The sequence below is a fragment of the Psychrobacter sp. APC 3426 genome, from assembly GCF_030408035.1.
GTDB lineage: Bacteria > Pseudomonadota > Gammaproteobacteria > Pseudomonadales > Moraxellaceae > Psychrobacter.
Window position 1 is genome coordinate 162209 of the sequence record NZ_JASDCF010000001.1, and the last position, 18466, is coordinate 180674.

An 18466-nucleotide genomic window follows, 5' to 3' on the forward strand; every position below is an offset into this window, starting at 1 on the left:
ATTCTGCAGCTTGTCTTTATCGATTCTATCTTATATCTCCTATTGACCTATAGCCAGTTCATAAATAAACCCCATAAGTTATATGTAACTTATGGGGTTTTCGATTATGAAAATTTTATTTATAAGCTTAAAGCGATTGCTCAATATCATTCGCACAATATAACGCTAGCATGTTCATGAATCAATTAACGCTCTAAATGTAGATACTGAAGATGGCACTCGTACTGATGTAGAATATCGACCAGCACTTGCTCCTTGGTGTAGCCAACCAAGTCATACTCTTGCGAGCCATCACTCAAGAACACTTCAGCACGGTAGTAAAATTCTGCATGCTTGGTCGAAGTATTTAGCGTAAAGTTAGGGCGCTCAGCTTTGATGAGATTAACTTCATACACAAAGTCATCTTCATCGCCATGACCGACACGCAGTTTTACGCCATCTATCTGACCCTCATCTTGACCCTTACCAGCATCTATACTTTCACTGATATTATCAAGATTACGAATGTCTAGAGAAGTGTTAAGACCGCCTGCTTTCAGCTCTTTTTCAACCTCGGTCATCGCTGGCATGACAGTATTTTGCAAGAACCTTTCCACTTGTGCATGTCCTGGAAAGCTGACAATACGTTGCAGACGCGCTTTCCAGCTCTTACCGCTATCGAGCACGTTTGCAGTGCCAAGGGTGCTGGCTTTGCGTTTGTTACCCTCTTCTTTTAGCGACTTCCACATCGACATCATGTAAAGCACTAAAATAAGCGAGAACGGCAAACCGGCAATCACAGATACTGACTGTAGTGATGCAAAGCCACCTGCGAACAGCAAGCCTAGGGTAATCAAACCCGTTGCTGCCGCCCAAAACAAACGCAGCCATACAGGCGCGTCAGTATCATTGGTCATGCCTCTTGAGCTTAGGTTCGCGAGTACCAAAGCGCCTGAGTCAGCTGAGGTCACAAAGAATATAAGACCAATGACCACGCCAGCGAATGATAAAACATCACTAAAAGGGAAGTACTCAAACAAGGCAAACATGCCCATCGCCGCGTCATTGATAGCGATTTCACCAAGCTCTGTCGCACCATTGGCGACTAAGTCTATCGCTGAATTACCAAAGATCGAAAACCAAGCAAAGATAAAGCCCAGCGGGATAAACATCACACCAAAGACAAACTCACGCAAGGTACGGCCACGGCTAATACGCGCGATAAACAAACCGACAAACGGTGCCCAAGCCACCCACCATGCCCAGAAAAATATCGTCCAGCCTGATTTCCAATCGGCACCAGCGCTGCCGTCATAGGCATAGACGTCGAATGTTTTGAAAACGATGGTTTGGAAATACTGACCGATACTTTGGGTAAAGGTATTGAGCAAGTACACCGTATTGCCCATCACCAGTATCGCGATTAATAGCAATATCGACGAGAGCATATTGAACTCAGACAGGCGGCGCACCCCTCGCTCTACACCGGTCATGGCAGAGATAGCCGCAGCAGCTACTACGCCTAATATGATCAAGCTCTGCACCATCTTGCTCGACTCGATACCGAAGACATGCGTTAAGCCTGCATTGGCCTGCAACACCCCGATGCCTAAGCTGGTGGCAATCCCCATCAAGGTACAGACTACACCAAAGGTATCAATGCCATCACCCAGCCAGCCTTTGACTAGGCGCTCGCCAAAGATAGGCGTCAGCGGTGAGCGTAGCGCCAATGGCATGTTTTTACGATAAGCAAAGTACGCCAATGCCATACCGATTAAGGCATAAATACCCCAACCATGTAGACCCCAATGTAAAAAGGTCTGCGACAGTGCTTCACGCATTGCCGCCTCACTACCAGGCTCAAGCCCTGTATGCGGCGTCAAATAATGCATCAACGGCTCAGATGCACCAAAGAACAATAAATCAATACCGATACCAGCAGAGAACAGCATTGCTGCCCATGCTAAAAAAGGAAACTGGGCTTTTTCGTGGTCTTGCCCAAGCTTGATATCGCCATATTTAGAGAAGCCAACAAACAAGGCAAAAATACTATAAGCGGCTACCACCAGCATGTAGTACCAGCCAAAACTCTCTGATACCCATGCCATGCCAGCGCTTAATAATGTCTCGCTATAATCTGGAAACATGATCGTCCAGATTATCAATAAAATAGAAATAATAGCTGAGCCTAAAAAAACCGTCTTATTTAGAGTCAGGGATTTCGTCGCATCTTCTGATGGCGAACTGTACATAAAAGACCTCAATAGGTAAATGAAACACAGTCTGATATTGCTTTGTCCGTCATAACATGATGAAGGAGCACCACGTCATATATACATGAGCGCATGACGCACAAAGCAGTACCAATCAATAACAATTTGCTAAGCAATGAAATCTACCTTTAGCAAAACCTCAAAAACCAATAATACAAACTGAGATAACTGTCACGCTATAATCCGATAAAGATAGAAGAAATAAAGCGTGAGCAGAGTAGTGCTGATAAAAAAGACCTTTACTATGAAAGGCCTTCTTATTGAAATTGTCTTATATTATTCATTGTCCAATAGCTTAGACAGTCGTTTAGACAACAGAACTGTAATTACGCATCGGCTCCGCTCTGAGCGGCGCGCCATTGGCAACATAATAGTCTGCTGTTGAGCGTGGCAGCTGCACACCGCGCATCTTATCAACGATTTTTTCTGCCAGCATAATGGTGGTGGCGTTTAGGTTGCCGCTGATGATATTTGGCATAATCGAAGCATCGACCACGCGTAGGCCATCGATACCATGTACCAGCCCTTCACCATTAACCACTGAATCATTGTCTTCGCCCATCGGACAAGTACAAGAAGGATGATAAGCCGTCTCACTGTGGTTACGAACGTACTCATCCAACTGCGCATCGGTCACCAAATCATCGGTCGGCGCAATAGCACGACCGCGATAAGGGTCAAGCGCTGGCTGATGCATAATCTCACGCGTGATACGCATCGCCGCGCGGAACTCTTGCCAATCTTGCTCATGCGACATATAGTTAAATAAGATACTTGGATGCGCGCTTGGGTCTTTTGAGGTCAGCTTAACGCGACCACGACTTGGCGAGCGCAATGAACCGACATGTGCTTGGAAGCTATGGGAGTTCACCGCACTGCGACCATCGTAACGCACCGCTAATGGTAGGAAATGATACTGAATATTAGGATGGGTAAACTTCTCATCGGTACGGATAAAGCCGCCGCCTTCGAATTGATTAGACGCGCCAAGACCGGTACCCATAAACAACCATTCAGCACCAATTGCTGGCTTATTCCACCATTTATTGGCAGGCGCAATTGAGACCGGTAGCTTACATTCGTACTGCATATACAGCTCTAAATGGTCTTGTAGATTATTACCGACACCCGGCAACTCTAAAACCTCGTTGATACCCAAATCTTTAAGCCATTGACCAGGACCAATACCTGAACGCTGCAATAGTTGCGGTGTCGCAATCGCGCCCGATGAAACAATCACTTCACGAGACGCGTAGAATTTTTTGGTTTGACCTTGGTGTTCTACTTTGACACCGACAGCGCGCTTACCATCAAAGAGAATCACATCGGTCAATGCACCCGTTAAAATGGTGATATTACTGCGCGGTTTGGCACGGTCAAGATAACCACGAGCCGTTGATGCGCGGCGACCATTGGGTGTCACAAAGCGATCCATTGGCCCAAATCCTTCTTGCTGATAGCCATTTAGGTCATCTGTGCTTGGATAGCCAGCTTGTACGCCCGCTTCAATCATCGCTTCAAACAGCGGATTGACTCCTGGCTTTGAAGTGGTCATCTCAACCGGACCACCGACGCCATGATAATCGTTTTCGCCAGCATCGCAGTTTTCTAGCTTTTTAAAATAAGGCAGACAGTCCGAATAAGTCCAATCCTCTAAGCCTTTGATTTTCGCCCAATCGTCAAAATCTAACGCATTGCCACGGATATAGCACATACCGTTAATCAACGATGAGCCGCCAAGTCCTTTACCGCGACCGCAGTCCATCACGCGATTATTCATATTCGGCTCGGGATCGGTTTTGTATCCCCAGTTATAAGTCGTTCCTTGTAACGGCATGGCGAGCGCCGCTGGCATCTGGGTGCGAAAGTCTAAGCGATGGTCTGGACGACCCGCTTCTAACAGCAACACCTTAATGTTGGCATCTTCGGTCAAGCGCGTGGCCAGCACGTTTCCTGCTGAGCCTGCACCAACAATGAGGTAGTCATACTCAGGTGTGGTTGTTGTCATAAAATGCTCCATAATATTGAAAATAAATCATTTAATATCAGTAAGATTGAATCAAAAGGACAAATTAGCCCAAATGAATCAATCTTACTGATTAAGAATCTTCTCAATACAAATTATTAAAATACAGACTCAAACGCGCCCAACTCTACTTGAATAGATTTGGTCTGAGTATAATGCTCAAGGGCTTCAATTCCATTTTCACGGCCAATACCCGAATGCTTATAGCCGCCAACTGGCATTTGCGCTGGTGATTCACCCCACGTGTTTAACCAGCAGATACCCGCTTCAATCTGACCGATCACTCGATGCGCGCGAGTCAAATCAGCGGTCACGACCCCTGCTGCCAAGCCATACTCGGTATCATTGGCACGGCGAATGACTTCTTCTTCGGTCTCATAAGTCAATATCGACATCACTGGGCCAAAGATTTCCTCACGTACGATAGTCATATCATCGCTGCAATCCGTAAACACAGTCGGTGCGACAAACGCGCCATTGGCAAGTTCGCCTGACGTGATACGTTCGCCGCCAGTCAATAGACGCGCGCCGCCCTCTTTACCTTGCTCGATATAGCCAAGCACTCTTTCCATATGCGTAAAGCTGACCATTGGACCCATATTGATGTTCTCATCCATTGGATCGCCCAATTTGATACGCTCCACACGCTTCAAGATAGCCTCTTCAAATTTGGCTTGTAGCGCTTTAGGAATAAACACGCGCGTGCCATTGGTACAGACCTGACCACTGCTATAGAAGTTCGCCATCATCGCAATGTCAGCAGCGGTATCGATATCGGCATCATCAAATATGATTAATGGCGACTTACCACCAAGCTCTAAGGTCACATCTTTAAGAGACGATGATGCCGCGCTCGACATGACTTTTTTACCAGTCGGCACACCGCCAGTAAACGATACTTTGGCAATATCAGGATGCTGGGTTAATGCTTCGCCCACTTCATAATTACCTTGCACGACGTTAAAGACGCCATCTGGCAAACCCGCTTCGGTAAATATTTCCGCCAGTTTTAAGGCGGTTAATGGCGTGACTTCTGATGGTTTAAAAATCATCGCATTACCCGCAGCCAACGCAGGACCCGCCTTCCACATAGCGATTTGAATAGGATAATTCCACGCGCCAATACCAGCGACTACGCCAAGCGGCTCCTGACGAGTATAAACAAAGCTGCTATCACGCAGCGGAATCTGACGACCTTCAATCATTGGCGCCAGACCTGCATAATACTCAACGACATCGGCACCAGTGACGATATCGACATATTTGGTCTCAGAGTAAGCTTTACCCGTGTCTTTGGTCTCAAGTAATGCCAGTACATCATTGCGTTCGCGCAGGATGGCTACTGCGTTTAGTAGAATGCGACTACGTTCAACTGGCATCATCGCTGCCCAAACTTTTTGACCTTTTTGCGCCGCTTTTACCGCTTCGTTAATCTGCTCAGTGCTCGTTTGCTGAATGGTGGCAAGCACTTCACCCGTCGCTGGATTAATATCTTCAAAGGTAGCTAATGAATCATCGACAGCCAGATAACGCCCGTTAATATAGGCAGTTTGTACTTGTTCTAAATCGATAATGTCTGTTAAGTTATTTAGATTTGGGTTCGGATTTGGGTTTGGGTTTGTCTTTGAATCTGTCATGAGTTCTCCTATCGACGACTGGCAACAGCTTTATACAAAAGCTAATACCGAATAATTTCGTCATGGTTTAAGTTTCAAAAAATAAAATTTACGTGGTTCTTTCTTAAGGTTTCTTTAATGAGTTATTTGAGAGCGGCGTTTTAATCATCCTCAGGTTGCGTCATTTTTATCAAACGCGCGCGTAATGATTTTTTGTCCGATATATTAATTCCTGAAAAATCAGAGAGCCAAATCCCATCAGCGACCAAACGCACCATACATAGCGTTTCGGTATTATCGGTTGCTTTATGCTTTTCCAATTGCTCATTCGACCACGCAGCCCATAGCTGACGCAGCTCACTATCACCTAGCATCAACACATATAAAGTGGCTTGATTATCAAACTCTTCCTGCCCTTTTTCGCCTAAACTAATCGTGGCATCAATATAAGCGCGGGTAAAAGAGCCATAACGCACAGGGTCTCTCGCCATAGCTTGATTCACTTCTGCCTCAAACTTGGCCATCGCATCATGAAACACCTCAAGGATGAGCGCGTTCTTAGTAGTAAAGTGATGCATGACGCCACCTTTGGTCACCCCAACCGCATCAGCAACGGCTTGAAAGGTTACCTTTGACAGCCCCTGCTCTAGCGTGATTCGTGCCGCCTGATCTAGTAGTGCACGACGTACTACTTCTGGCTGTTTTTTACGTTTATAAGGGTTTTCTGTTTCCATCTTTATTTCCATGTTCATTTTTACCTATCTGTCAGTGCACCACAGAATTAGACAGTAAGTTCATTACAATGACACCGCCAACAATCATCGCAATGCCCACTACCGCTGCTGTATCGAGGCTTTGCTTGAATAACACGATGCCCACAAGCGAAGTTAAAACGATACCTAGTCCGCCCCACAGCGCATAAGCGATACCAAGCGGTATGGTCTTGATGGTTTGCGTCAACAAGTAAAATGAGATCGCATAAAGCACGCCCATAATCAGGGTCGGCACCAAACGCGTAAACTGCTCTGACTTTACTAAAAACGTCGTGCCAATCACTTCACAAATGATAGCAATGGCTAGGTAACCGTAAGCGATAGTAGTAGGACTCATATTTAGGATACCTATTCAAAACAAACATAGTTTTTTCAAATCAAGCATAACTTCTTGATTAAGCATAAGTTAATAAGAATAAAGTTTTAAAGTACGTAGTAAAGAAACCATACGGTCGGTATTGTATAGAAATATTCTAGCAATGTGAAGGGCTGGTTTATGCTATTTTGTTTCATTGCATACAAATGATTGTCTTATTATTCAAAGCATAGCCTATCTATTTAACCAAATATCGCTACAGAGCTTGATAACCAACGGTAATAAGTGATTGCACTAACCATAAGACAAAGTAACGGTTGGATGTGACTCATACTCTAAATATTTTTGCTTCTATGATTATAGTTAAGTAACTGCAGGCTACTGATTATAAAGTTGGAGACTAAGTCGTCTTGTCTGTAAGCCGATATGCATTTTTGAGTGGATATGGATTCATGTTTAGAAAGCTAAAGTCTGAACCAAGAGCAACTTAATATAAGCATATTTACTGAAACAGCCCGATTCACGTAGAATAGCGGTCGATTTTCGGTCAGCTAAAACAATATTTGTCATTAATGTCAAAATAAGGTTGACAGCCTATGGCGACTTGGCTAAAATGTGCCCCACATAACGCAAACAACGTAAGTAATCAACTCTTATAAAGTTTGCAGAATTACCGTTATGACAGCTTATTCTCCAATAGCTCAGTTGGTAGAGCAACGGACTGTTAATCCGTGTGTCCCTGGTTCGAGCCCAGGTTGGAGAGCCATATACTAAAAACCTTCATCATTATTTGATGAAGGTTTTTTTATGGTTGCCGCTTTTGTGTTTGATGATTACAATATTAGATATTAGTGCGGCCGTGGTGTTCATTTGGGCGATTTTGTTGTATGGTAAGGATAGTTTTGATTGGGTTAGTTTTCGTCTGAGTGCTTTACTCCTACTCACTAAAAGTAATGGTTTATTATGATACCTGTACGTGTAAAAAATAAATTTTCTGACCATCCGCAAAAAATCATGCGCCCGGTCAGTATTCGTTTGTCTGAAGAGATGATTGCGCTATTAGAAACAACGTCAGAAGAGTTGGGTTTTAAACGCATTCAGGGACTTATTCGTCTATACATTCGTCAAGGGCTTGACCGTGACCATCAGGACTATACCCTAGCGCATGACGAAGTGTTTATCGAAAGCCTACGTAAGCGCGGTGTGAGCCAACGCATCATCGATGAAGCCATTGTGGTGACCCATAACAATAACATCACTCACCCATTGTCTGAGCTGCAAAACGACGACTAAGCGCGTGACTCTTAACCGTTAAAGTTTACTGATTTCCAAAAAAAGACTGAGTCTGCTTAATAGCGCTCAGTCTTTTTTTGGCTTTGATAAATCCCTATTTTTCTGTCTGTGAATTTGAATACAGTCATTAGCCATAATTCAACACAAAAGACAATTAAACGAGGTATATTAATAATAGTCATTATTCGTTGTTATTCATTATGGCCGACAAGGAGGTACACAATGAGTGGTTTACATCAGTATTTCAGCAAAGCCTTTTTATGCACTTGGCTATTAGGACTGCCTTTAACCCTGTCTTTAACATTGCCACTCGCTGGGTGCTCAGCGCCGCAAGCGGATCCCAGTAAAAAAACCATTCCGACCAACTCTGACCAATGGCAAAAGAAACTTGGAGCGACTTTTGAGGAGCTACCAAAGTCCGACCAACAACTGCTGAGCCGATATATGCTACGTATGAAGTTGAGCGGCGCTTATGAATCAGGTGCTATGCCGCGTATTACTATCAAGCAAGCGCTGATACAACAACGTGAATACGAGCGCTTACATCCCAATAATCCAACTGGTAAAAAAAGCCCTATTATTAAAAGTCAGCAAGCTGCATCAGCCAATGCACAGAACTATCCGGTTGCCCTACTACCTGTCAAAACCAGTGATAGCGACAGCTTAAACCAAGTAAAACTACAATTTATGCTCTCAAATCATGGCAAGGTTGCTATTCAAAGTTTCAAAGGCACATTGACCATGCAAGATGCAAAACTGGAAAAAGGTAAACGCTTCAATATACCGCTCACACAATTCGAGCCAGCTATAAAGCCTGAACAATCTGGCAAGATAGTTATCGAAAGTAGTATTGAGGACATCAACGTCATGCGCGCTATCAGAAACGCCCACGACGTGACGATAAATATTAGCGAAGGCATGCTCGTTTTAGAAGACGGACAACGAGTTGAATTTGATGAGTCACTAATGAAGTAAATCAACTCGCTCAAGCCGCTAAAAAACATCTATAAAAAAAGCCCCAATCATTTACTGATTGGGGCTTTTTCGAATTTGGCGGAGACGGAGAGATTCGAACTCTCGAAGGGCTATGAACCCTTGTCGGTTTTCAAGACCGGTGCATTCAACCGCTCTGCCACGTCTCCATTGGTGCATCATTATATAGATATCATCTCATAATGCAAGCGATTCATATTAAAAAAATGAAATTAATTTGCCGATGGTTTTAAATCAATGACTTACCGTTTGCTCGCAACTTTTTAATCAGCTTTTCAGCTTAACCTATTCACATGAAGCCGTATTATTTACTCGAAGCTAAATGTAAGCACATATCAAGCAACCTGTTGGCATAGCCCCATTCGTTATCATACCACGCAAAAACTTTATACTGATTACCCACGTGCATAAGCTGTTGCCCGTCAATGATGAGCGACTCTGTTTGATGAATAAAATCACTTGAGACCAATGGCTCATCGGTATAGGCCATGATGTCGAGCAAATGACCCTTGCTCGCCGCTTTAAGCACGTCTCGAACTGCTTCTATACTGACATCAGGGATATCAAAGACAAAAGTGACATCAATAGCGGCCACATCAATGGTTGGCACTCTGATTGAGTGGCCGTTTATCTTGCCGACCATCGCTGGCAATACGCGCTCAGTGGCCGCGATACTGCTGGAAGTCGTAGGAATAATATTGTGGCCAGAGGCTCGCGCCCGCCTTGGGTCGCGATGCGCTTGATCGAGCACGGTCTGATCAGCGGTGACGGCATGAATCTCAGTCATCATCGCTGACTTAACGCCGAACACTTTATCAAGGGTAGCAATCAGCGGCACCAATGCCTGCGTGGTACAAGAAACGCTCGATATAATCGGCAGCTCACGCGCGAGCTCATCGGTATTGACGCCCATGACGATACAAGCATCAACATCATCAAAGGGCGCTGCGCCGATGATGACTTGCTGAGCGCCCGCCTCAATATGCAGCTGCGCTTGCTCATAAGAGCGAAAGTGCCCTGTACACTCTAGCACTACATCCACGCCCAACTCCTGCCACGGTAGGTTTTTTGGATCGGGCTCTGAGAGCATCTTAATACAGTACGTTAAATTGTTGTTCGTCAGACACAGCTGAGTGTCGTTATTAATAATGGTGCTGCTATCATCTTTACTAGCATTGACGTCACTCATCACAAGATCAGCGCTAACACCCAATCTGGTTAAACGACCATGGGTACTATCGAATTTTAGCAAATGCAGCAGAATATCAGGCGGTGCCAAATCATTAATTGCCACCACATGAATGGCTCTACCTAACACCTCAAAGCGCTCTATCAATGCACGCAGTACATTGCGCCCTATACGACCAAAACCATTGATAGCGACCCTCAGTGGCTGTGTGTGCTCGCCGGTGGCATGAAACGTCGCTGCTACTGCGTCAGACGTCAATTGATAAGTGGCGCTAGAAAAATTAGGCGTAACATCAGACATAAAAGGGTATCGCTATAAAGGAAGGTATATAAGTTAAGCGCTGCACATTCAATGCTCTAGAAAAACCAACATATTCATACGTATGATGATTGGTTTTAATATATGACTTAATAAATAAATGGCTGAATCAATAAATTGTTTAATAACTTGAATATTGGCTAATTGCTCGCTATGGCGTGATAAAAATCAGAGCCAAACGAATGGTATTGTAATCGATGCTTTGCTTAAGATGGTCAAAGATTGGGCGCAGCTTAATGCTGCCATCATCATTAAAGTCGTTTGGATTGTTAGCGACTTTAATCGCCACATAAGCGTTGCCTACTGCTGTCATCACCTCATCATCTGGACGTAAATGATCACAGGCGAGGCTTGGGTCTTGCGACTTCAATTCACCAATATGACGCATAATGGTCGACTGTGACAGCTGACGCGCTTGCGATATTTCTGCAATCGACAAGCTCTCTTCTAACAACACCCTTGTTGCTAGTAAGGTGCTATCAGACTTATCAGAAACCTGATTGCCCAGTTTTTGTTTTTTATCGAGCTGCGCCTGCTGTTGCTCGCGGCGTTTTTTCTGCAAATTGGCATACGCATCAATCACCGACTTGCTCAAGGTACCGCCTGACTTTAGAATGAATTTCTCGTGCGCCTGCGTCATGCTCTCCTCATCAAGCATCGCATAATTCGCATCAGCCTCATCAGACAATACCAAAAATCGTTTGTCTGCGCCGCGTGCGAGCGGATCAAGCTGCAAGCTCATGTCATTCATACCAAGCAGCTGTAAACCTGCTAATGACTTTAGCCGTGATAATGCCACATAACCTTGTCCTAGCTCAAAGGTGCGCGATAAATCAATCTCTGCCGCATCAAGGGTCATACCTTGTGATTTATGAATGGTAATCGCCCAAGCTAAGCATAATGGCACTTGCTCATAGCTTGCCAGTACATCGCCAGTTTCATCTTCGATTATCCACTCTTCCGGCTCAGCAATGACTTCACGGCCAGAATTCAGCCTAACCACAGGCATTTTTTGTGTGGTTGGTTTTTTTGTTTTTTCTTTGTCTTTTTTTGCGGTGCCTTTTTTATGGGTAGCCGTCTCTTCATCATTATCGGCAGTATTATCTGTATCCACATCGATGTCGTCACTTGCAATCAATGCATCACTACTGTCTTTGCTGTCATCGACCTTGACGGCTGCAAAGCCTATCAATTCACCCATGGTGCCGTTGGACACACCAAGCTCAGTGTTGTTTTTGATAAACATCACCTTGGCGCCAACTTTGAGAATCAGCTCATCTTGAGTACGTACCGTCTTTTTGAGTGTCTCAACCAGCTTGCTATCACCAGTCGCAGTGGCTGCAAAACGCATCATCTCGCCATCTAACGCAGCTAGCTCTTTGTCATTGATTTTATTGACGTTGAGATTATGGGTATAAAGACGGGTACGTTTGATATCGACGTTTTGATCAAAGGTGGCCTCGAGCGCGGCAATCGCTTCAAAGGTCACTTCTTGCCTGCGAATTTGATTGAGAATATCATCCAAATCCAGACCGCCATTAGCCGCCTCACTGACTTGCCGATGCTGCTCAGACAGATAGCAAATATGAAACTTAGCATCGAGCCAAGCTTCAGACATAAAGGCAAATTTTTCACGGTTGGTTTCACCCTTGCTGCCAATCGGTGGCAGCTGGAAGAAGTCCCCAGCAACGACAACCTGAATACCACCAAACGCTTTATCATTTTTACGCACATGCTTAAGTACTTGGCTGACCAAATTGAGCTGCTTGGCATGCAACATCGATATCTCGTCGATAATTAGGACAGCAGTATCTTTTAGTCTATCCGCTAAGAACTGTTTGCGCGATAAATTGGTTAAATCACGATCAGTGAGCTCATCCTTAATGCCGATGCCCGACCAACTATGAATGGTCGTGCCATTCATATGTGTGGCGGCAATCCCCGTACTCGCGGTCACAGCCACAGGGACACGGCGCGCGCGCAAATAGTCAATATATTGATTGAGAGTATAAGTCTTACCTGAACCTGCTGAGCCCGTCAAAAATACATTTTGACCCGTTTTTAAGATATCAAGAGCAGAAGATTGACGCATATATCTAAACCAATTTAGTTAATAGTAATAAGAAAAGAGCTTAAGAACAGGTTATGAGGGAAAAGCTATCCACAATTATAACAGCTACGCCAGTTTTGCGAACCACTTTAACCCGTCAAGCTTACATAACCTAAAGTTATATGATACGAAGTATATCATTATAAAAAGTCATTATCGCTCAAAGCCAAAGCTCAGTACGATAGAGTCATAACTTGGTCAGGAAGGCCAGGTATGTTTATCCATATAACCATAGTACACAACAAGGAATCGTTCATGTTATACGCCTATCCCAATACTGAAAAAAGCCCCGTTCAATTCCGCAAAAAATATGACAACTTTATCAATGGTGAGTGGGTCGCGCCAGTCGATGGTGAATACTTTGATAACTCAAGCCCAATCGATGGTAAAGTTTTTTGTCAGGTCGCACGCTCAAAAGAAGCTGATATTGAAAAAGCCCTTGATGCCGCTCATGCTGCCAAAGACGCATGGGGCAAAACCAGTGTCACTGAACGCGCTAATCTATTGTTAAAAATCGCTGATAAGATGGAAGCCAATTTAGAGGCTATCGCTATTGCTGAATGCTATGAAAACGGTAAGCCCGTACGCGAAACCTTGGCTGCCGACATTCCACTAGCTGTCGATCACTTTCGCTATTTTGCCAGTGCCATTCGCGCCCAAGAAGGTGGTATCAGCCAAATCGATGAAGACACCGTCGCCTATCACTTCCATGAGCCACTTGGCGTCGTCGGTCAAATCATTCCTTGGAACTTTCCTATCCTAATGGCAGTTTGGAAACTTGCCCCTGCCCTTGCTGCTGGTAACTGCGTTGTACTCAAACCTGCTGAGCAAACGCCAGCTTCTATTTTATTCATGCTAGAAACCATCGGTATCGCTGATATATTACCAAAAGGCGTACTTAACGTCGTCAATGGTTTCGGTGTTGAAGCTGGTAAGCCTCTAGCATCTAACCCACGTATTAATAAAGTGGCTTTCACTGGCGAGACCACCACTGGTCGTCTCATCATGCAGTACGCTAGTGAAAACATCATTCCAGTAACGCTAGAGCTTGGTGGTAAGAGTCCAAATATTTTCTTTGCCGATATCATGGATGAAGACGATGATTTCTTGGACAAAGCAGTTGAAGGTCTAGTGATGTTTGCACTAAACCAAGGCGAAGTTTGTACTTGCCCATCGCGTGCTCTGGTTCATGAAAGCATTTATGATGAGTTTATTAAACGCTGTATCGCCCGTGTCGAAGCGATCAAAATGGGCAACCCACTAGATACCGATACCATGATTGGTGCGCAAGCCAGCTCAGATCAATTAGAAAAAATCCTTTCTTATCTTGATATCGGTAAAAAAGAAGGCGCCAAAGTATTGGTTGGCGGCGAACGAGCCAAACATGAGGGAGATTTGGGAGATGGCTACTATGTGCAGCCGACTATCTTTGAGGGTACCAATGACATGCGCGTGTTCCAAGAAGAAATCTTTGGACCTGTACTCGCCGTCACAACCTTTAAAGACGACGAAGAAGCCATGAGCATTGCCAATGATACATTATATGGTCTAGGCGCTGGCATCTGGACACGTAGTGTACATAAGGCCTATCGTTTCGGACGTGGCATCCAAGCTGGTCGCGTATGGACCAACTGCTATCATGTCTATCCTTCGCATTCAGCGTTTGGTGGCTACAAGCAGTCTGGTATCGGTCGCGAAAACCATCTGATGATGCTCGATCACTATCAGCAAACCAAAAACATGCTGGTGTCTTATAGTCCTAAAAAAATGGGCTTCTTTTAAAGCTGTCTCTCAAGGCACTTTATGGCAAAACTGTAAAGTGCGACCTTGATGCTTGTTGAGCATCTTAATACAAAGAACGATGACAAGGAGTTGCAACGTGAGTAATAAAATGAAAGCGGCTGTTTTGCACGAGTTTGGACAACCTTTGCAAATTGAAGAAGTAGACATTCCGACCCCAGGTGCCGGTCAAATCGTGGTAAAAATGCAAGCATCAGGTGTCTGTCATACTGACCTGCACGCTGTCGAAGGTGATTGGCCTGTAAAACCAAGTCCACCATTTATCCCAGGACACGAAGGCGTAGGTTTGATAACTGCTGTGGGTGACAACGTTCATCATGTCAAAGAGGGTGATAGAGTTGGTGTGCCTTGGCTTTACTCTGCTTGTGGTCACTGTACCCATTGTTTGGGTGGCTGGGAGACCTTGTGCCTAAGTCAAGAGAACTCTGGCTACTCAGTAAATGGCAGTTTTGCAGAATATGTCCTAGCAGATGCAAACTATGTTGGTATTATCCCTGAGAGCGTTGACTCTGTTGAGATTGCACCAGTTTTATGCGCAGGTGTTACCGTGTATAAAGGTCTTAAAATGACCGACACCAAGCCGGGTGATTGGGTCGTTATTTCAGGTATCGGTGGACTTGGTCACATGGCAGTACAGTATGCTATTGCCATGGGCTTGAATGTTGCTGCTGTCGATATTGACGATGAAAAACTTGAATTTGCCAAAAAACTGGGGGCGACCGTCACCGTTAATGCCAAAAACACCGACCCTGCCGAATATCTACAAACAGAAATCGGTGGTGCTCATGGTGCGCTCGTAACAGCGGTATCGTCTAAAGCATTTGATCAAGCCCTAGGTATGTTACGACGCGGTGGTACGTTGGTCTGTAATGGTCTGCCAACGGGTGACTTCCCTGTTTCTATCTTTGATACTGTTCTAAACGGTATTACCATTCGTGGCTCAATCGTTGGTACCCGTCTAGACTTGCAAGAGTCGTTAGATATGGCGGCGGAAGGTAAAGTAAAAGCAACTGTTGCCGCTGAGCCGCTTGAGAATATCAATGACATTTTTGACCGTATGCGCGATGGTAAAATTGAAGGTCGCATCGTCATTGACTACTCTATGTAGACAGGTCAATTAATTACGACATTTTCACTTTTTAGAAACTGTCTCGATAATTATGACGTTTGGTCACAAATAAAAGGTCGTATCGTTTTCAGCCACATGCTATTAATGATGTGAGTGAAAATGATGCGGCCTTTTATATTCTTACTTAGCTTATATCCATAATCAGCATGATAGTAATTCAGCGATAATTTTGAAGATAAGGAGCATGACATGAAACTTGAAGCGACAGAGTCCTGCGTTGCGTTAATTGAACTATTAAAGTCTAAGCATGGTGATTTGATGTTTCATCAATCGGGTGGCTGCTGCGATGGTAGCTCACCTATGTGCTATCCGTTAGGTGAATTCAAAGTTGGTGGGCAAGATGTACTCGTGGGTGAGCTCGCAGGCTGCCCCTTTTATATGGGTAAAGCTCAGTACAAACTTTGGCAACATACCAATCTCACGATTGATGTGGTTAATGGACGCGGGGCCAGTTTTTCGCTTGAGATACCTGAAGGTAAGCGCTTTATCGTCCGTTCAGAGATTTGTGCCGTATAGCCATTGGCTAACGCACAGTGTGGTCAACGCATGATAAAACACTGGAGCTGCTATGCAAGTTCATTCTGTATTGTTAAGGTTTTTTCTGTGATGCTTTGACATACAGACACCCTATAGTCATTTTTATTTCATTATTTCATTAAAATAATAGATACTGTAAAGCGTAACCTATTTCAATAAGCGCGTTTTTATAAGCATGGATGCTATAAGGAATATAAAATGGAATTTGACGCAACCTTTGATTACGTCATCGTCGGTGGCGGCTCTGCAGGCTGTGTGCTTGCCAGCCGGCTGACAGAAAATCCAGACATCAGTGTCTGTTTATTAGAATATGGGGGTGAAGGCAAGGACCTCGCAGTTCGTGTGCCTGCTGGGCTGATTTTGATGGTGCCAGGTAAACCGCTGAAATTGAACAATTGGTGTTTTCATACCACCCCGCAAACGCATCTTAATAACCGTCGCGGCTTCCAACCACGTGGTCAATGCTTGGGTGGCTCCTCTGCTATCAATGCCATGATTTATACCCGTGGTAGTGCTTTAGACTATGAACGCTGGGTTGAGCAAGGCTGCGAAGGCTGGGGATCTAACGATGTGTTGCCCTACTTTATTAAAGCTGAAAACAATATCCATGGCGCTGATAACCTACATGGTGATAGCGGCCCTTTACATGTCAGTGACTTACTAAGTCCACGCGATATCTCAAAAGCATTTGTAGACGCTGCGATTGCCAATGGTTTAGATGATAACCAAGATTTTAATGGCAAAAAACAAGATGGTGCTGGGCTATATCAAGTCACTCATTTTCATGGGGAAAAACAAGGTCAACGCTGCTCTGCGGCGGCCGCCTATCTACATCCAGTTCAAAGCCGACCAAATCTGACCGTTATTACCCATGCGCAAGCCAACCGTGTCATTTTTGAGGAAAAGCAAGCCGTTGGCGTCGCTTATGAAAAAGACGGTGTTGAACATACGGTGATGGCGCATCATGAAGTCATCTTATCAGGTGGCGCTTTTGGCTCACCAAAAGTTCTGATGTTATCGGGCATAGGCCCATCTGAACATTTGCAGTCACATGGCATTGATGTGTTAGTAGATGCGCCTGACGTTGGCGGTAACTTGCAAGATCATCTAGACGTGGTCTTTGACTATGAGGTTAATACCACCGATGTCATCGGTATTGGCATAGCAACCATTTCAACCTTAACCAAAAGCATTCGGCAATGGAGAAAGGATGGCACGGGCCTCTTGTCTACCAACTATGCTGAAGCGGGCGCGTTTTTTAGTGTCGGTGATGACCCAAAAGAATGGCCAAATACCCAGTTGCATTTTGTCATTTCTCGCGTGATTGAGCATGGTCGTGATCTTAGACGCGGCTTTGCTATCTCTTGCCATAGCTGTTACTTAAGACCCGAAAGTCGCGGGACAGTAAGGCTTGATTCAGCCGACCCATCAGCGGCGGTGCTGATTGATCCAAACTACCTCTCACATCCTAAAGATGTAGAATATATGGTTGCAGGCGCTGAGCGCACGCGCGCCATCATGCAAGAATCCCCCATCGCCAAATATATCACCGAAGATTACCCTGCTCCTTATATTGAAAAAGACGGTATGCTCGGCTATATCCGCAATAAGTCAGATACCATCTACCATCCTGTTGGTACCTGCCGCATGGGCTCAGATGACAAATCCGTCGTTGATTTAGATTTAAAGGTGCGCGGTGTAAGCGGACTGCGTGTCATCGATGCATCAATCATGCCCACCTTGATCAGCGGCAATACCAATGCACCGACGATTATGATTGCTGAAAAAATGGCAGACCTTATCAAGGCGAAACATAATAACGTTGAGCGCGCCGCGTCATAAAATACAGAAAGACAAATATCTTATGATAGGTATTTTTCTTTAATAACCTTGTGTATGAAAATTTATAGTCATTAAAATTAGGATAAGCTCATCTTATAATTATTTAATGCTTATGTTAAATAGTACCGAGAAAATCGATAAATTATGGCATCTTATATAACTCAGTATCTGCTCATAATAAATTCGGAAATAAAGATATTATAACGGGACGTTTTCTATCAAAATTAGTGTGAAGATACCTTGCATTAGCACTGTTTAAAAGGGTATATTTA

General features: G+C 44.5%; 13 protein-coding genes and 2 tRNA genes. 7 read left to right on the top strand and 8 right to left on the bottom strand.

All coding sequences use genetic code 11. The features are described from left to right. Nucleotides 1-185: 185 nt before the first annotated feature. From betT to QL919_RS00780, 5 genes are all read right to left on the bottom strand, one after another. Complete coding sequence (gene betT / locus QL919_RS00760; protein ID WP_290187701.1) at nucleotides 186-2231, bottom strand: choline BCCT transporter BetT; 2046 nt, start codon at nucleotides 2229-2231, stop codon at nucleotides 186-188. A gap of 328 nt (nucleotides 2232-2559) precedes the next feature. Beyond that, the gene (gene betA / locus QL919_RS00765; RefSeq protein ID WP_290187702.1) at nucleotides 2560-4260 is read right to left on the bottom strand and encodes a choline dehydrogenase; all 1701 of its coding nucleotides are present in this window, start codon (nucleotides 4258-4260) and stop codon (nucleotides 2560-2562) included. Nucleotides 4261-4376: 116 nt separating this feature from the next. Continuing rightward, nucleotides 4377-5849, bottom strand: coding sequence for a betaine-aldehyde dehydrogenase (betB, locus tag QL919_RS00770; RefSeq protein ID WP_290187966.1), 1473 nt, complete (start codon nucleotides 5847-5849; stop codon nucleotides 4377-4379). Nucleotides 5850-6055: 206 nt separating this feature from the next. Further along, nucleotides 6056-6628: a TetR/AcrR family transcriptional regulator gene (locus QL919_RS00775; RefSeq protein WP_290187703.1), complete on the bottom strand. Its 573-nt coding sequence runs from the start codon at nucleotides 6626-6628 to the stop codon at nucleotides 6056-6058. 31 nt (nucleotides 6629-6659) lie between these two features. Beyond that, a complete protein-coding gene (locus QL919_RS00780; RefSeq protein ID WP_068037193.1) occupies nucleotides 6660-7004 on the bottom strand; it encodes a multidrug efflux SMR transporter in 345 nt (114 codons plus the stop codon). Nucleotides 7005-7673: 669 nt separating this feature from the next. Between QL919_RS00780 and QL919_RS00785 the strand changes: the two genes are divergently transcribed. From QL919_RS00785 to QL919_RS00795, 3 genes are all read left to right on the top strand, one after another. Next, nucleotides 7674-7749 (top strand) — tRNA-Asn (locus QL919_RS00785). A 197-nt stretch (nucleotides 7750-7946) separates the two neighbouring features. Then, entirely contained in the window at nucleotides 7947-8276 is a 330-nt protein-coding gene (locus tag QL919_RS00790) for a CopG family transcriptional regulator (protein ID WP_290187704.1), read from the top strand. Between the two features lie 222 nt (nucleotides 8277-8498). Next, nucleotides 8499-9251, top strand: coding sequence for a hypothetical protein (locus QL919_RS00795; RefSeq protein ID WP_290187705.1), 753 nt, complete (start codon nucleotides 8499-8501; stop codon nucleotides 9249-9251). A 76-nt stretch (nucleotides 9252-9327) separates the two neighbouring features. Here QL919_RS00795 and QL919_RS00800 read toward each other — a convergent pair. From QL919_RS00800 to QL919_RS00810, 3 genes are all read right to left on the bottom strand, one after another. Beyond that, a tRNA-Ser gene (locus QL919_RS00800) sits at nucleotides 9328-9418 on the bottom strand. A 155-nt stretch (nucleotides 9419-9573) separates the two neighbouring features. Then, a complete protein-coding gene (locus tag QL919_RS00805) occupies nucleotides 9574-10758 on the bottom strand; it encodes a type I glyceraldehyde-3-phosphate dehydrogenase (protein WP_290187706.1) in 1185 nt (394 codons plus the stop codon). Between the two features lie 169 nt (nucleotides 10759-10927). Continuing rightward, a complete protein-coding gene (locus tag QL919_RS00810) occupies nucleotides 10928-12868 on the bottom strand; it encodes an AAA family ATPase (RefSeq protein ID WP_290187707.1) in 1941 nt (646 codons plus the stop codon). A gap of 273 nt (nucleotides 12869-13141) precedes the next feature. Between QL919_RS00810 and QL919_RS00815 the strand changes: the two genes are divergently transcribed. The 4 genes from QL919_RS00815 to QL919_RS00830 all read left to right on the top strand — a co-directional run bounded on the left by QL919_RS00815 (nucleotide 13142) and on the right by QL919_RS00830 (nucleotide 18194). After that, nucleotides 13142-14668, top strand: coding sequence for an aldehyde dehydrogenase family protein (locus QL919_RS00815; protein WP_101211597.1), 1527 nt, complete (start codon nucleotides 13142-13144; stop codon nucleotides 14666-14668). Nucleotides 14669-14765: 97 nt separating this feature from the next. Further along, complete coding sequence (adhP, locus tag QL919_RS00820; RefSeq protein ID WP_288727093.1) at nucleotides 14766-15794, top strand: alcohol dehydrogenase AdhP; 1029 nt, start codon at nucleotides 14766-14768, stop codon at nucleotides 15792-15794. A gap of 210 nt (nucleotides 15795-16004) precedes the next feature. Further along, the gene (locus QL919_RS00825; protein ID WP_290187708.1) at nucleotides 16005-16331 is read left to right on the top strand and encodes a DUF779 domain-containing protein; all 327 of its coding nucleotides are present in this window, start codon (nucleotides 16005-16007) and stop codon (nucleotides 16329-16331) included. A gap of 219 nt (nucleotides 16332-16550) precedes the next feature. Further along, nucleotides 16551-18194 carry a GMC family oxidoreductase N-terminal domain-containing protein gene (locus QL919_RS00830; protein WP_290187709.1) on the top strand — a complete coding sequence of 548 codons (1644 nt, stop codon included), beginning with the start codon at nucleotides 16551-16553 and terminating at the stop codon, nucleotides 18192-18194. The last annotated feature ends 272 nt before the right edge of the window (nucleotides 18195-18466 follow it).

Bases quoted from the DNA above. Each gene is read 5' to 3' on its own strand.
- QL919_RS00805 (WP_290187706.1), bottom strand. From the start codon at position 10,758: ATGTCTGATGTTACGCCTAATTTTTCTAGCGCCACTTATCAATTGACG.
- QL919_RS00780 (WP_068037193.1), bottom strand. From the start codon at position 7,004: ATGAGTCCTACTACTATCGCTTACGGTTACCTAGCCATTGCTATCATT.
- QL919_RS00825 (WP_290187708.1), top strand. From the start codon at position 16,005: ATGAAACTTGAAGCGACAGAGTCCTGCGTTGCGTTAATTGAACTATTA.
- QL919_RS00810 (WP_290187707.1), bottom strand. From the start codon at position 12,868: ATGCGTCAATCTTCTGCTCTTGATATCTTAAAAACGGGTCAAAATGTA.
- QL919_RS00775 (WP_290187703.1), bottom strand. From the start codon at position 6,628: ATGGAAACAGAAAACCCTTATAAACGTAAAAAACAGCCAGAAGTAGTA.
- QL919_RS00795 (WP_290187705.1), top strand. From the start codon at position 8,499: ATGAGTGGTTTACATCAGTATTTCAGCAAAGCCTTTTTATGCACTTGG.
- QL919_RS00790 (WP_290187704.1), top strand. From the start codon at position 7,947: ATGATACCTGTACGTGTAAAAAATAAATTTTCTGACCATCCGCAAAAA.
- QL919_RS00830 (WP_290187709.1), top strand. From the start codon at position 16,551: ATGGAATTTGACGCAACCTTTGATTACGTCATCGTCGGTGGCGGCTCT.
- betA (WP_290187702.1), bottom strand. From the start codon at position 4,260: ATGACAACAACCACACCTGAGTATGACTACCTCATTGTTGGTGCAGGC.
- QL919_RS00815 (WP_101211597.1), top strand. From the start codon at position 13,142: ATGTTATACGCCTATCCCAATACTGAAAAAAGCCCCGTTCAATTCCGC.
- betT (WP_290187701.1), bottom strand. From the start codon at position 2,231: ATGTACAGTTCGCCATCAGAAGATGCGACGAAATCCCTGACTCTAAAT.